The organism is uncultured Paracoccus sp. (assembly GCF_947487305.1).
GTDB lineage: Bacteria > Pseudomonadota > Alphaproteobacteria > Rhodobacterales > Rhodobacteraceae > Paracoccus.
Genome location: NZ_CANKWH010000008.1, coordinates 74,817 through 88,972, shown reverse-complemented (window position 1 = coordinate 88,972; position 14,156 = coordinate 74,817). Strand labels below are relative to the sequence as shown.

The 14,156-nt window shown below is 66.0% G+C and carries 13 protein-coding genes and 1 tRNA gene; 10 read left to right on the top strand and 4 right to left on the bottom strand.

All coding sequences use genetic code 11. The features are described from left to right. Nucleotides 1–2 precede the first annotated feature (2 nt). Nucleotides 3–968 (bottom strand): NAD(+) diphosphatase, encoded by a 966-nt coding sequence (gene nudC / locus Q1A36_RS11570; protein WP_299843840.1) that lies wholly within the window; start codon nucleotides 966–968, stop codon nucleotides 3–5. A gap of 84 nt (nucleotides 969–1,052) precedes the next feature. Further along, the gene (locus Q1A36_RS11565) at nucleotides 1,053–2,216 is read right to left on the bottom strand and encodes a Hint domain-containing protein (protein WP_299843837.1); all 1,164 of its coding nucleotides are present in this window, start codon (nucleotides 2,214–2,216) and stop codon (nucleotides 1,053–1,055) included. Between the two features lie 478 nt (nucleotides 2,217–2,694). Here Q1A36_RS11565 and metG point away from each other — a divergent pair, with 478 nt between their 5' ends. From metG to Q1A36_RS11535, 6 genes are all read left to right on the top strand, one after another. Beyond that, nucleotides 2,695–4,413 (top strand): methionine--tRNA ligase, encoded by a 1,719-nt coding sequence (gene metG, locus Q1A36_RS11560; RefSeq protein ID WP_299843834.1) that lies wholly within the window; start codon nucleotides 2,695–2,697, stop codon nucleotides 4,411–4,413. A 10-nt stretch (nucleotides 4,414–4,423) separates the two neighbouring features. Continuing rightward, nucleotides 4,424–5,344, top strand: coding sequence for an arginase (gene rocF / locus Q1A36_RS11555; protein WP_299843831.1), 921 nt, complete (start codon nucleotides 4,424–4,426; stop codon nucleotides 5,342–5,344). A 164-nt stretch (nucleotides 5,345–5,508) separates the two neighbouring features. Then, nucleotides 5,509–5,594, top strand: a tRNA-Leu gene (locus Q1A36_RS11550). Between the two features lie 15 nt (nucleotides 5,595–5,609). Then, a complete protein-coding gene (locus Q1A36_RS11545) occupies nucleotides 5,610–6,791 on the top strand; it encodes a crosslink repair DNA glycosylase YcaQ family protein (protein ID WP_299843828.1) in 1,182 nt (393 codons plus the stop codon). Beyond that, on the top strand, nucleotides 6,773–7,414 hold the full coding sequence (locus Q1A36_RS11540; RefSeq protein ID WP_299843825.1) for a 5'-methylthioadenosine/S-adenosylhomocysteine nucleosidase: 642 nt from the start codon (nucleotides 6,773–6,775) through the stop codon (nucleotides 7,412–7,414). The genes Q1A36_RS11545 and Q1A36_RS11540 overlap by 19 nt, the downstream gene beginning before the upstream one ends. A gap of 63 nt (nucleotides 7,415–7,477) precedes the next feature. Then, complete coding sequence (locus Q1A36_RS11535) at nucleotides 7,478–9,298, top strand: ABC transporter transmembrane domain-containing protein (protein WP_299843822.1); 1,821 nt, start codon at nucleotides 7,478–7,480, stop codon at nucleotides 9,296–9,298. A gap of 2 nt (nucleotides 9,299–9,300) precedes the next feature. On the opposite strand, the gene Q1A36_RS11530 is transcribed toward Q1A36_RS11535, so the two are convergent. Next, on the bottom strand, nucleotides 9,301–9,837 hold the full coding sequence (locus Q1A36_RS11530; RefSeq protein WP_299843819.1) for a CAP domain-containing protein: 537 nt from the start codon (nucleotides 9,835–9,837) through the stop codon (nucleotides 9,301–9,303). A gap of 164 nt (nucleotides 9,838–10,001) precedes the next feature. Here Q1A36_RS11530 and lysM point away from each other — a divergent pair, with 164 nt between their 5' ends. From lysM to Q1A36_RS11515, 3 genes are all read left to right on the top strand, one after another. Further along, nucleotides 10,002–10,583: a peptidoglycan-binding protein LysM gene (gene lysM, locus Q1A36_RS11525; RefSeq protein ID WP_299844193.1), complete on the top strand. Its 582-nt coding sequence runs from the start codon at nucleotides 10,002–10,004 to the stop codon at nucleotides 10,581–10,583. 167 nt (nucleotides 10,584–10,750) lie between these two features. Beyond that, complete coding sequence (locus tag Q1A36_RS11520) at nucleotides 10,751–12,613, top strand: acyl-CoA synthetase (protein WP_299844190.1); 1,863 nt, start codon at nucleotides 10,751–10,753, stop codon at nucleotides 12,611–12,613. Beyond that, nucleotides 12,604–12,900, top strand: coding sequence for an HNH endonuclease (locus Q1A36_RS11515; RefSeq protein WP_299843816.1), 297 nt, complete (start codon nucleotides 12,604–12,606; stop codon nucleotides 12,898–12,900). The genes Q1A36_RS11520 and Q1A36_RS11515 overlap by 10 nt, the downstream gene beginning before the upstream one ends. On the opposite strand, the gene Q1A36_RS11510 is transcribed toward Q1A36_RS11515, so the two are convergent. Continuing rightward, nucleotides 12,897–13,529: a DsbA family protein gene (locus tag Q1A36_RS11510; protein WP_299843813.1), complete on the bottom strand. Its 633-nt coding sequence runs from the start codon at nucleotides 13,527–13,529 to the stop codon at nucleotides 12,897–12,899. The genes Q1A36_RS11515 and Q1A36_RS11510 overlap by 4 nt on opposite strands. 183 nt (nucleotides 13,530–13,712) lie before the next feature. Between Q1A36_RS11510 and Q1A36_RS11505 the strand changes: the two genes are divergently transcribed. Next, a complete protein-coding gene (locus Q1A36_RS11505) occupies nucleotides 13,713–13,925 on the top strand; it encodes a hypothetical protein (RefSeq protein WP_299843811.1) in 213 nt (70 codons plus the stop codon). Nucleotides 13,926–14,156 lie beyond the last annotated feature (231 nt).

Sequence of the window (14,156 nt, the reverse complement as noted above, 5' to 3'; positions counted from 1 at the left end):
CCTCAGTTGAAACCCGTCACCTGCCCGTTCACCCAAGCCCGCAGGATCACCTGCGCCACCGCCCCCTTGCGTGCCGGGGCAATCTTCTCGTGCCGGCCCTCCAGCGCCTCGGCGATCTCGGCCTTGCTGGCCCAGAGCGCGTCCTCAAGCTCGTTTGGGTCCATGACGATCCGGGTCGTCTCGGCCCGCCCGGCGCAGCCGATCATCAGCGAGGCCGGAAACGGCCAGGGCTGCGAGGTGACATAGCGCACCTCGCCCACGGTTATCCCCGCCTCTTCCATCACCTCGCGTCGCACGGCCTCCTCGACGGTCTCGCCCGGCTCCATGAAGCCCGCGAGCAGCGAATACATGCGCGGGTCCCAGTTCGATTGCCGTCCCAGCAGCACCCGGTCGCCATCGAGGATCAGCATGATGACCACCGGGTCGGTGCGCGGGAAATGCTGCCGCCCGCAGCCGGGGCAATCAAACCGCCAGCCGGCATGGCTGACCACGTTCCGTTTGCCGCAATTGGCGCAAAAGCCATGGGTCAGCCGCCATTCGAAAATGCCCTTGGCCGCCGCCGCGATGCCGGCATCGCGATGATCGATCTCGCCCATGATCGCGCGCAGGTCGATGAACTTGCGGGTCTCGGACAGGTCCAGCGTGCGGCGATCCACGAATTCGGCCGGAGCCACGTCGGGCGGGGCGATATAGGACACATCGGCGGCGAAATGGGCCGTGCCGGCCTCGTCGAGGCCCATGAACACGACCGACTCGGGGCCGTCCACGATCAGTGGATCGGTGGCCGACAGCCAGGCGAGGCGCGGGCCCTCGGGCATCAGGTCGAACAGCGGCTTGCCCCGCCAGAACGGGGAAACGCGGCTGGCGGGATCGGCGAGCTGCTGTTCCTGCCAGGCGGCATCACTGCGCAGCCGATCGGCACGGTCGAGAAAGCTGCCAGCGAAGGTGACATCGGATTCGGGGATCATGGCGGCAACCTGCCCCGTCACGTGGCGGCTGGCAAGCCACCGCCTGAGACGGGGGCAGCCAGCCGGGCGGTTCAACCTCTGCGATCAGGCGTCGGCCAGCAGCAATCTCCGGTTCTGCAGGTGGCGGCTGGCCAGCTTGCGCGCCGGTCGTCCGCTAAGCAGCATCCGCGCGCCTTCGATCTCGCGGCCAGCTTCGGCGATCCCGGGCATGATCGCCAGGATCTCGTCGCGCGCCTCGGCGCCGACGCTGTCGAGTGCGACCGGGCCGGTGAACAGGCTCTCGCTCGGCGCACCTTCGGCGAAGATAATTTCATGCTGGTCGAAGAGCATGTGATAGTAGGTCACTGCCGCGACATCCTGCACGATGTCGAAGCCCTCGAGCCGCAGGAACTGCTTCGCCGCACCCAGAACCTCCTGCGTGCCGAACATGCGCTGCGCGATCTTCGACCGGACCAAGATGCGGTGCTGCGGCGAGACCAGCAGGTCACGATGCGGCAGGGCGCCGCCCAGACAGCCGGCCGCGATGCGGATCGGCTTCAGCTTGGGATTTGCGGCCAGATCGATGCTGTCCATCCGACGGCAGCCGATCCAACGCACTGGCTGGAGCCCGTGATCCAGCGTCTGGACCATGTCACCGATGGCAATGTCCTCGATGGCCATCTCGCCGCGATCGGTCAGGATCTGCGTGCCCGCAGCGAAGCAGACGATTTCGGCGTCCGTGATCGTCCGGCTGTTCGGCGTGCCGTAGTAGTCGCTGGAAGTATGGCTGACGATCTTGAACGACTGAATGCGCAGACCGTTGAAGGCGTCGGCCGGGTTGGTGAAGATCGCGCCGTTCTGCAGCTGGACGATGCTGATGCTCTTGGTCACGGTCGTGCCATCGCCCAGCAGAATCTCGACATTCCAGGCCGAGACCGAATCGATGGCCGACGTCACCGGCCCCGCGCCGATGTCATAGGTATAACTGTCGGCATCGCGCTGGAACACCGGGAGACCGAGATTTGCGTAATCATCCTCTTCCAGACGCCAGGCCACGCCATCGCGGACGGTGTCGTTCTGGGTGATCGTGGTCATCTGCAGCGCGTCACCGCCAAAGACCGAGCCGATGGCCCAGTTCGGACCACCGCCGAGATTGGCAACGGCAAGGTTCTCGATCGTCGAATTGGCGTTCAGTAAGTTGGTCGCCTCGACGGTGTCCATTTCCGCAAATTGGCCCAGATAGAACTGGTTGACGGTGTAGGTCGGCACGAAAGGTCTCTCCCAGAGATTGGATCCTCGATTGAATGTGCCATCCTGAACACCAACCCCCGCGATCAAACCAGCAACCGCCGGGTTAACTGGTTAAACGGTTAATTCGCTTGCAGATTTCTTCTTCCAAGCGGTGAATTGACCGCGGCCGCAGAGATGAGTGCCGGGCAAAAAGCGAATGAAATTGCGGGTTCATGCCTGTTCTCGTCACCACCCTTGGCGATGGGCCCATGCGGTGGCTGGCACTGGCGGCCTATTAACAATCCGAGGAACAATGCCAATTTCGGGGCATCAAACATGGCCGGGGTGGCGATCTGTCGCAGCAGGTGCGGCGGCGCGGCCAAAGGGCCCTAGCGCCCCACCCGATCGCACCAGGCCGGGCAGGTCCCGCAACCGCCGCTGTCGACCCGCCCGCTCTCTTTCATTCGCGGCCCATCGCGGCTACATACGGCGCCGATCGACCCAAGGACGCACGCGCATGGCCCGCCACCTCATCACCTCTGCCCTGCCCTATATCAATGGCATCAAGCATCTGGGCAATCTCGTGGGCAGCCAGTTGCCCGCCGATCTCTATGCCCGCTATCTCAGAGGTCGCGGCCATGAGGTGATGTTCATCTGCGCCACCGACGAACACGGCACGCCCGCCGAACTGGCGGCGGCCAAGACCGGCGAGGCAGTGGCCGATTACTGCGCCCGGATGCATGGCGAACAGGCGGCACTGGCGCGCGGCTTCGGCCTGTCGTTCGACCATTACGGCCGCTCGTCCAGCGACCGCAACCGCGCCCTGACCCAGCATTTCGCCGGCCGACTGGCGGATCACGGCTATATCAGCGAGGTCTCGGAAAAGCAGGTGTATTCCATCGACGACGCCCGCTTCCTGCCCGACCGCTACATCGAAGGCACCTGCCCGAACTGCGGCTATGACAAGGCGCGCGGCGACCAGTGCGAGAATTGCACCAAGCTTCTGGACCCGACCGATCTGATCGACCCGCGCAGCGCCATCTCGGGCAGCACCAATCTGGAGGTGCGCGAGACAAAGCATCTTTACCTGCGCCAGTCGGCGCTGAAGGACCAGATCGCCGCCTGGATCGACAGCAAGACCGACTGGCCGATCCTGACCACTTCGATCGCCCGCAAATGGCTGAATGACGGCGACGGGTTGCAGGATCGTGGCATCACCCGCGACGTGCAATGGGGCGTGCCGGTCAAACGCGGCGACAAGGACTGGCCGGGAATGGAGGGCAAGGTCTTCTATGTCTGGTTCGACGCGCCCATCGAGTATATCGCCGCGACCGCCGAATGGGCCGATGCCAATGGCAAGACGGATGCCGACTGGCGCCGCTGGTGGCGCAAGGATGAAGGCGCCGAGGACGTGACCTATACCCAGTTCATGGGCAAGGATAACGTGCCCTTCCACACGCTCAGCTTCCCGGCGACGCTGATCGGCTCGGACGAGCCGTGGCGCATGGTCGATTACATCAAGTCCTTCAACTACCTGACCTATGCCGGCGGGCAGTTCTCGACCAGCCAAGGTCGCGGCGTGTTCATGGACCACGCGCTGGAGATCCTGCCCGCGGATTACTGGCGCTGGTGGCTTCTCAGCCATGCGCCGGAATCCGGAGACAGCGAGTTCACCTGGGAGAACTTCCAGCAATCGGTGAACAAGGACCTCGCCGATGTGCTGGGCAATTTCGTCAGCCGCATCACCAAGTTCTGCCGCAGCAAGTTCGGCGAGACCGTCCCCGAGGGCGGCGCATACGGTCCCGAGGAACGCGCGCTGATCGAGGCGCTGACCACCCGCATCCGCGCCTATGAAGGTTTCATGGCGGACATGGAGGTGCGCAAATCCGCCGCCGAATTGCGCGCCATCTGGGTTCTGGGCAACGAATACCTGCAAAGCGCCGCGCCCTGGTCCAGCTTCAAGACCGACCCGGAAAAGGCCGCCATGCAGGTGCGTCTGGGTCTGAACCTGATCCGGCTCTATGCCGTGCTCTCTGCCCCCTTCATCCCCTTCACCGCCAAGGCCATGGCCGAGGCAATGGGGACTGCGGATGCGGGCTGGCCCGATGATGTGGAACAGGCCATGATGGCGCTTCAGGCCGGCCATGCTTTCACCACGCCCGACAATCTTTTCGCCAAGATCACCGACGACCAGCGCGCCGAGTGGGAAGACCGCTTCAAGGGCGTGCGCAAGTAGGAGGCCTACCATGACCCATTGCATCCTGATCGGCGCCCCCGTCGACGAAGGTCAGCGCCGCCTCGGCTGCCTGATGGGCCCCGCCGCCTATCGCGTGGCGGGCCTGTCGCGCACCCTTGGCGATCTCGGCCACACGGTCGAGGATCGCGGCGACGTGACCCCGCGCGCGCCCGGCAACGAGACCTGCGCCAACCCCGCCGTCCATCACCTGCCCGAAATCCTGGCCTGGACCGAGGCGCTGCGCGCGGCCATGGCCAATGCGCTGCCCGACGGCATGCCGATCATCATGGGCGGCGATCACTCGCTGGCCCTTGGCACGGTGGCGGGCGTGGCCCAGCACGCGGCGGCGATCAACCGTCCGCTTTTCGTTATCTGGCTGGACGCCCATAGCGATTTCCACACCGTCGAGACCACCACCTCGGGCAATCTGCACGGCACGCCGATGGCCTATGCCGCGGGTCGTCCGGGCTTCGATCCCTTCCCGCCCTTCCCCGCCCCGATCCCGGGACAGAACATCTGCATGTTCGGCATCCGCAGCGTCGATCCGGCCGAGCACGCCGCGATGCAGGAAACCGAGATCGCGGTGAACGACATGCGGGTGCTGGACGAGCAGGGCATCGTCGCGCCGCTGCGCGCCTTCCTGAACCGGGTGCGCGAGGCAAATGGGCTGCTGCATGTCAGCCTCGACGTGGATTTCCTCGACCCCTCGATCGCGCCTGCCGTCGGCACCACCGTTCCCGGTGGCACCACCTTCCGCGAGGCGCATCTGGTGATGGAGCTTCTGCACGAATCCGGCCTTGTCACCTCGCTGGATCTGGTCGAGCTGAACCCGTTCCTCGACGACCGTGGTCGCACCGCCAAGCTGATGGTCGATCTGGTCGGCAGCCTGATGGGCCGCAAGGTCTTCGACCGCCCGACCCGCAGCTACTGAGCTTCTACTTCACGGAAATATCCCACGGGGTGAGACGCGCCCAGGAAAAGGTCCAGTGGACCTTTTCCGCGAAGAACGCCCGGCCACATTGGCCGGGCTGGGGGGTGTGAAACCCCCGCTCTGCCCTTGCCACCACCCCCGCCAGCGGATAGCCAAAGCCATCCGCGGGCGTGGCGGAATGGTAGACGCATGGGACTTAAAATCCCTGGGGCGCAAGCCCGTGCGGGTTCGAGTCCCGCGGCCCGCACCATGAACGGACAGGTTGATGCGGCTGATCGACAACCCGACCGCGCGGCGCATCTTTCTGGATCGCCATGCCCTTTGCGAGGCGCCCACCGGCGCGGCGACGCGCGCCGATCTGCTGGCACTGATCCAGCGGTTGGGCTTCGTGCAGGTCGACAGCATCAACACCGTCGCCCGCGCCCATGACATGATCCTGTGGTCGCGCCGCCGCGCCTATCGGCCCGAGCTGCTGCGGCGGATGGTGGACCGCGACCGGACCCTCTTCGAGCACTGGACCCATGACGCCGCCGTCATCCCCTCGGCCTTCCTGCCGCATTGGCGCTGGCGGATGCGGCGCGATACGCCGCGCATTCTCGAACGCTATCGCAACTGGCACGGCGCCGATTTCGAACACCGGCTGGACGAGGTGATCGCCCATATCCGCGACCATGGCCCCGCCGGCACCGGTGATGTCGGGCTGGACGAGGCGCGCAGCAAGGGCGGCTGGTGGGAATGGCATCCCTCCAAGGCGGCGCTGGAATTCCTGTGGCAAAGCGGGCGGATCGCCGTCACCCGCCGCGAGGGCTTCGCGAAACTTTATGACCTGGCCGAGCGGGTGCATCCGCCCGGCCCCGAGATGACCGATGACGATGCGATAGACTGGGCGATGCAGGCCGCGCTGGACCGGCTCGGCTTTGCGACCACCGGCGAGCTGGCGGCATTCTGGGGCCGCATCCGGCCCGAGGAGGCCGCGCGATGGGCCGACGCCGCGCTGCACCGGGGCGAGGTCGTGCCGGTCCGCATTGAATCCGCCGATGGCAGCCACCGCCGCGCGCTGGCCCGGCCCGATCTGGAGACCGACGCCGCGCCGCAGGCACGCGGATTGCGCATCCTCTCGCCCTTCGATCCGGCGCTGCGCGATCGCAACCGGACCGAACGCTTCTTCGGTTTTCACTATCGCATCGAGGTCTTCGTTCCCGAAGCCAAGCGGCAGTTCGGCTATTACGTCTTTCCGATTCTGGAGGACGACCGGCTGATCGGCCGCATCGACGCCCGCGCCCGGCGGGCCGAAGGGGTGCTCTCGGTCGCGGGCCTCTGGCTGGAACCGGGCATCCGCCCGGCCAAGGGTCGGCTGGCGAAGATCGAGGCGCAGTTGCAGCGGCTGGCGGGCTTTGCGCAATGCGAGCGGGTGGAATTCGAGGACGGATGGCAGAAATGGACCTGACCAGTTGTGACAGCATCGCCGGACAGCGGGTGCTGTTCGTCATGGCGGCGGAACCCGAATACGGCCCGCATCTGCGCCAGCGGATCACGCCCCTGATGACCGGCATCGGCCCGGTCGAGGCGGCGGTGGTGCTGGCCTCGACTCTGACGGCGATGGCCGAGAAACCGGCGCTGATCGTCTCGCTCGGTTCCGCCGGCTCGCGGCATCTGGCGCAGGCCGAAGTCTATCAGGCCACCCATCTGGCGTATCGCGACATGGATGCCTCGCCCCTCGGCTTCGACAAGGGCCGCACCCCGCTCTTGGACCTGCCGCGACAGGTGGCGCTGCCCCATCGCATCCCCGGTATCCCCGAGGCCAGCCTGTCCACCGGCGCGAATATCGTCAGCGGCGCAGGCTATGACGGCATTGCCGAGGACATGGTGGATATGGAAACCTTCGCCCATCTGCGCGCCGCCATGCGCTTTGGCATTCCGCTTATCGGGCTTCGCGGCATTTCGGATGGCAAGGAAGAACTGCAAACCCTGACCGACTGGACCCAGTACCTGCATCTCATCGACGAAAAGCTGGCGCAGGCGGTCGATCTGCTGGCCGAGGCGCTGGCGCGGGGCGAGGTGCGCCTTTAGGCCCGCTTGCCCCTGCCGCCCCGGCCCCCTAAACGGTCCTGAGCCACGTGCGAAGGAAACAAGATGGCACGCAGCCCGTCCGTAACCGAAGACCGCCCCACCACCCGCCGCGTCGGCGCCCTGCGCGCGCTGATGCCCTTCATCTGGCCCTACCGGATCCAGGTGGTGCTGGCGCTGATCGCGCTGTCGGTGACCGCCGGGATCAGCCTGGTCCTGCCTCTGGCGGTGCGCCGGGTCGTCGATGGCTTCGATCAGGGCGCGCAGTTGCTGGACGAATACTTCGGCGCGGCGCTGATGATCGTGGCGCTGCTGGCCGTCGGCACCGGCCTGCGCTATTTCCTCGTCACCCGCCTCGGCGAACGCGTGGTGGCCGATATCCGCAAGGCGGTCTTTGGCCGGGTCATCACGCTGAGCCCGCGCTTCTACGAGCGGCTGATGACCGGCGAGGTGCTGTCGCGGATCACCACCGACACCACGCTGATCCAGTCGGTCGTCGGCTCTTCGGTCTCGATCGCGCTGCGCAATATGCTGATCCTCGTCGGCGGGCTGGTGATGCTGGCCGTCACCTCGGCCAAGCTGACCGGGCTGGTCCTGCTGATCGTGCCAGCGATCATCGTGCCGATCGTGGTCTTGGGCCGGCGCCTGCGCAAGCTGTCGCGCGAAAACCAGGACTGGATCGCGGCCTCGTCGGGCTCCGCCTCGGAAAGCCTGCTGGCCGCGCAGACGGTGCAATCCTATACCCACGAGGCCGCCAGCAGCGCGGCCTTTGACCGAGTGACCGAGAAATCCTTCGACACCGCGCTATCGCGTGTTCGCACCCGCGCGGTAATGACAAGTATCGTCATCTTCCTGATCTTCGCCGGGGTGATCGGTGTGTTATGGATCGGGGCGCGCGATGTGCGGCTTGGCACGATGACGGCGGGCGAGCTGGTGCAGTTCGTGATCTATGCCATCCTCGTCGCCAGCTCGACCGGCGCGCTGTCCGAGATCTGGGGCGAGTTGCAGCGCGCCGCTGGCGCGACCGAGCGGCTGACCGAGCTCTTGACCGCCGAGGATAATGTCCATGACCCAGCCCATCCCGTCGCCCTGCCCCGCCCGGTCAAGGGCCGCATTGCGCTGGAAGGCGTCACCTTTCACTATCCCTCGCGCCCCGACGCCTCGGCGCTGGAAAGCGTCAGCCTGACCATTCAGCCGGGCGAGACCGTGGCACTGGTCGGCCCCTCGGGCGCCGGCAAGACCACGGTGATCCAGATGATCCAGCGCTTCTGGGACCCCGATCAGGGCCGGGTCACGCTGGACGGGATCGATCTCAAGGACATGGCGCGGGCCGATTTCCGCAAGGCCATGGCGCTGGTGCCGCAGGACCCGGTGATCTTTGCCGCCACTGCGCGCGACAATATCCGCTTCGGCCGCCCCGAGGCCAGCAATGCCGAGGTCGAGGCCGCCGCCCGCGCCGCCAACGCCTATGACTTCATCACTGCCCTGCCGGACGGCTTTGACAGCCAGCTGGGCGAGCGCGGGGTGATGCTGTCGGGCGGCCAGCGCCAGCGCATCGCCATCGCCCGCGCCATCCTGCGCGATGCGCCGATCCTGCTGCTGGACGAGGCGACCAGCGCGCTGGACGCCCAATCCGAAGCGGCAGTGCAGGAGGCCATCAACCGGCTGTCCAAGGGCCGCACCACCATCGTCATCGCCCACCGGCTGGCAACGGTGAAGACGGCAGACCGCACCGTGGTCTTTGACCATGGCCGGATCGTGGCCGAGGGTCGCCATGACGAACTGGTGGCGCAGGGCGGGCTTTATGCCCGGCTGGCGCGGCTGCAGTTCACCGCCGGGCTGGTCGAGGATGACATGGCCGGGGACGAGGTTCAGGCGACCGCCTGACGCTATTTCGGCGCGCCATAGACCGCCGACCAGAAGACCGTCCTGCCATCCGAGCCGACGGCGCGGCCGATGCCCACCTCGCGCACCTGCGGGATGTAGATGTTCTCCAGATGCCCGCGCGAGGCGTTCCATTCGGCAAGCACCCGGTTCAGCGAATAGGGGCCGGCGGCGATGTTCTCGGCGGTCAGGCGCGGGGCATAGCCAAGCGCCTTGACCCGTGCCGCCGGCCCGCTGCTGGAACTGCCACGATGCGCCATCAACCCGCGTCCTGCCATGTCACAGGCATGGGCCGCCGCCGCCCGCGCCAGCACCGCGTTCGGTTGGACATCCGGCAGGCCCGCAGCCCGACGCGCCGCATTGGTCGCCGCCGCCGCTGTCGCGTTATCGGCAGTGCTCGTCGCATGGCATTGCGCCGCACCCGGCTCACTGGCCTGAACATCGGGATACTTGCTGCTGGCCGAGGCGTGTAGCCCGCCCTTTTCCGCTGCGCATCCTGCGAGCGTCAGCCCCATCAGCGATGCCAGAATGTACCTGCCCATCCGCCTTGTCCTCCCGGTGCCCGTTAGGGTTGTATAGGCCGCATTTTTAAAGGATTCAACGAATCGAACATTTCGGTGCAGTTTGGCAATGCCGACCGTGCTGCGGAACTTCGTCATCCGGCTGGCGTTTTGACGATCGAGACATGAACCTGAAAGGACAGTCCATGGCATTGTGGGATTTCGTGAAGGACGCCGGCAAATCGATCTTCGGGTCGGAAGCCGAAGCCGCCGAGGCGAAGCCAAGCGGTCCGGCGCTCGACGAGGCGACCAAGGCCAAGGTCGCGGCGCTGGAAGCCGAAGTGAAGCGTCTGGGGCTGGACAGCGGCGATGTGCATCTGCGCCTGCGCGGCGACACGGTGATCGTGGAATCCAAGGGCGCTGACCGCGAGACCATGGAAAAGCTGATCCTGGCCGTCGGCAACATCAAGGGCATCGCCCATGTCGAGGCCGACCTGCCCGGCGCGCCCGCCGCACCGGCTCCGAAGGCCGAGGCGCCCAAGGCCGGGACAGCTACCGCAAAACCCGCTGCCGAACAGGCCGCCGCACCGAAAGCCGCGCCCCAGCCCGCTGCCTCAGCGCCGGTGTTCCATACCGTTGCCAAGGGCGAAACCCTGTCGGCCATCGCCAAGAAGTACTTGGGCAATGCCAACAAGTATAACGCCATCTTCGAGGCCAACCGGCCGATGCTCAGCGACCCCGACAAGATCTATCCGGGCCAGACATTGCGCATTCCGCAGGAAAATTGACCCTGCGTGACCCATTCTGACGCTGCGTTGCAGCGCCCGAGGGCAAGGGCAACACCCTTGCCCTCATTGGCAACTTTGCCTCATTCTCTGCGCCACCCGGCCTGGCAGGAGGCCGGCTGGACAAGACGCGTAATCGGGGGGAGGCGTTGATGAGCCGCTTTGGCAGCATGGAAGATCGCAACCGGATCGAGTCCGAGATGGACTATGGAAGCCGGCAGCTACCGAAGACAATCTACGGCTTTCTCTCCGCCACGGCCGAGCGTTTTCCGGACCGCCCTGCCCTGTCCTTCCAGTTGCTTTCGGGCGAACGCGACCATGCCACCACCCTGACATGGCGTGAATTCCACGCCCGGGTGACCGAGACCGCGAACCTGTTCCGCAGCCTCGGCGTCGGGCCCAAGGATACCGTCGCCTACTTGCTGCCGAACAGCATCGAGACGCCGATCGTGCTCATGGCTGGCGCCACCGCCGGCATCGTGAACCCGATCAACCCGCTTCTGGACGCCGAGCAGATCGCCGGCATCCTGCGCGAGACCAAGGCCAAGGTGCTCGTCACGCTGAAGGCCTTTCCCAAGACCGACGTCGCCCAGAAAGCCGCCGAGGCGGTCAGCAAGGCTCCGAACGTGACGCATGTGGTCGAGATCGACCTGAACCGCCACCTGACCGGGCTGAAAAAGTTCATCGTGCCGCTGCTGCGCCCCAAGGTCCCGCTCAAGCATCACGCCAAGGTGCTGGATTTCGAGGCCGCGACCAGCGGCAGCAAGCATACGCGGCTGGATTTCAACGATCCGCAGGAAGACCGGGTCGCCGCCTATTTCCACACCGGCGGCACCACCGGCACGCCCAAGGTGGCGCAGCATCTTTACTCTGGCATGATCTACAATGGCTGGCTGGGCGGGCGGCTGCTGTTCGATGAAACCGACGTGCTGATCTGCCCGTTGCCGATGTTCCACGTCTTTGCCGCCTATCCGATCCTGATGTCCTGCATCGCCTCGGGCGCGCATGTGGTCATGCCGACCCCCGCCGGCTATCGCGGCGACGGCGTCTTCGACAATTTCTGGAAACTGATCGAGCGCTGGCAGGTCACGTTCCTGATCACCGTGCCGACCGCGATCTCGGCGCTGATGCAGCGCCCAGTGAATGCCGATGTCTCGTCGCTGAAAACCGCCATCTCGGGCTCGGCACCGCTGCCGCTCGAGCTTTACAACCGCTTCAAGGCCGCCACCGGGGTCGAGATCGCCGAGGGCTACGGCCTGACCGAGGCGACCTGTCTGGTCAGCTGCAACCCGGTCGACGGCGCCAAGAAAGTGGGCTCGGTCGGGATTCCCCTGCCCCATACCCATGTGCGCATCCTGAAGCACATCCCCGGCGGCGTGCAGGAATGCGCTGCCGACGAGGTGGGCGAGATCTGCGTGGCCAATCCGGGCGTCTATGCCGGCTCGACCTATACCGAGGCCGACAAGAACAAGGACCTGTTCGCCGAGGGCATTTACCTGCGCACCGGCGATCTGGGACGCATCGATGCCGATGGCTACCTGTGGATCACCGGCCGGGCCAAGGACCTGATCATCCGCGGCGGCCATAACATCGACCCGGCCGAGATCGAAGACGGGTTGCTGAGCCATCCGCAGGTCGCCTTTGCCGGTGCCATCGGCCAGCCCGATGCCTTCGCGGGCGAGTTGCCCACCGCGTATGTCGAACTGACCGAGGGCGCGACCGTCACCGTCGAAGAGCTGATGGAGCACGCCAAGACCCACATCCACGAACGCGCCGCCCTGCCCAAGCATATCGAGATCATGGCCGAACTGCCGAAGACGGCGGTAGGCAAGATCTTCAAGCCCGACCTGCGCCGCATGGCCATCACCCGGGTCTATGACGCCGCGCTGGCTGGCACCGGCGCCCATGTGGCCGAGGTGGTCGAGGACAAGAAGCGCGGTCTGGTCGCGCGTCTGGCCCGCGATGGCGAGGTGGACGAGGCCGCCATCAAGGCCAAGCTGGGCGAATTCACCCGCCCCTGGGAATGGGTCTGACCGATCCCGACCCCGAACATCCGGTCTGCCCGCTTTGCGGGCGGCCGATCACGCCGGGCGCGCCGCAGAGCCGCCATCACCTGATCCCGAAACTGCGCGGCGGCAAGGGCGGCGAAACCGTCCTGCTGCACCAGGTCTGCCATTCGACTATCCACAAGACCCTGACCGAGACCGAGCTTGCCCGGCAGTTCAACAGCGTCGAGGCGCTGCGTGGGCATCCCGACCTCGCCCGCTTCTTCGCCTGGGTGGCGCGAAGGCCACCCGGCTGGAAGGGCAAGGTGCGCTAGACCCCCAGCGTCTTGCGACCCCGCACCACCAGGTCCTGCGCCTCTTTCAGCGACATGCGGCCAAAGACTGCCTCGTCGCCGGCGATGAAGGTCGGCGTGCCCATCAGACCCATGTGATCGGCCAGCTGGAACGAGGTGGTGATATGCTCGTCGATCTCGGGGCGATCCATATCGGCGCGCAGCTTGGTGGCATCGAGGCCGATCTGCCGGGCGATGCGCATGACGCTCGCCTCGGCGGCGCGGTCCTTCATCGCCATCAGCGCGACGTGGAATGGCCAGTATTTGCCCTGCCTGAGCGAGGCCAGTGAGGCCCGCGCGGCGAAATCCGATCCCTCGCCGAAGACCGGCCATTCGCGGTAGACCACGCGCAATTGCGGGTCCGACGAGATCAATTGCTGCACGACCCCGACCATCTGGCGGCAGAAGGGGCAGTTATAGTCGAAGAACTCGGTCAGCGTCAGGTTGCCCTCGGGATTGCCGAGGACCGGCGCATTCGGGTCGCGCTCGATCGCCTGACGCAGATCCTCGGGCATCGGATTCGGGCGGTCGGCGCCCTGGGCGAAAGCAGGCAGGGCGGCGCTGGCGCCAAGGGCTGCGGCCCCGATCAGAAGGTGGCGGCGGCTTGGCATGGCGGTCCTTTCGGTCAAGGGCGGTCACGACGGCACCCTAGCCATGAATCGGGCGGCAAGACAGTCACGATCGGGTGGGCAAAGGGCCGCTCGCAATCGCGGCATCGGCAAAGCGTGATTTTGTGATTGGGCGATTCGGGCGCAGGATGAAGCTCTGTTAACCCGCAATCGAAAGGATCACCCATGCCCAGCCATGCCCTGACCCTGGCGCTTGCCGCCGCCTTCCTGGCCGCGCCCGCCCTTGCGCAGGAGGCCACGACCGGCACCGAGCCGGCCAAGCCCGTCGTCATCCTTCCGGCGCCTGCAGAAACCGACGCCAACCTGCAGACCACGCCCGAGACGATCAAACCCGCCAGCGGCTCGCGCTGCGGCATGGGAAAGGCCGTGACCTCGTAGGACCGCGCCGTATAGCCCGGTTTGATCTCCGCGCGGATGCGCAGAGCCTGTGCCACGCCGCACAGAGATAACCGACTGTGAGCCGAGAACTCCAGCAAATGCGGGACTTTCCGTCACTTTCGATCACGTTTCGTTGGTTGCGGCAGCGACACGCAGCCCGCACATGCCCTTCATCGACCCTTCAACCCTGTCAGAGCCAGACCTAGATCGGCTGGCGAAACACAGAAGAAG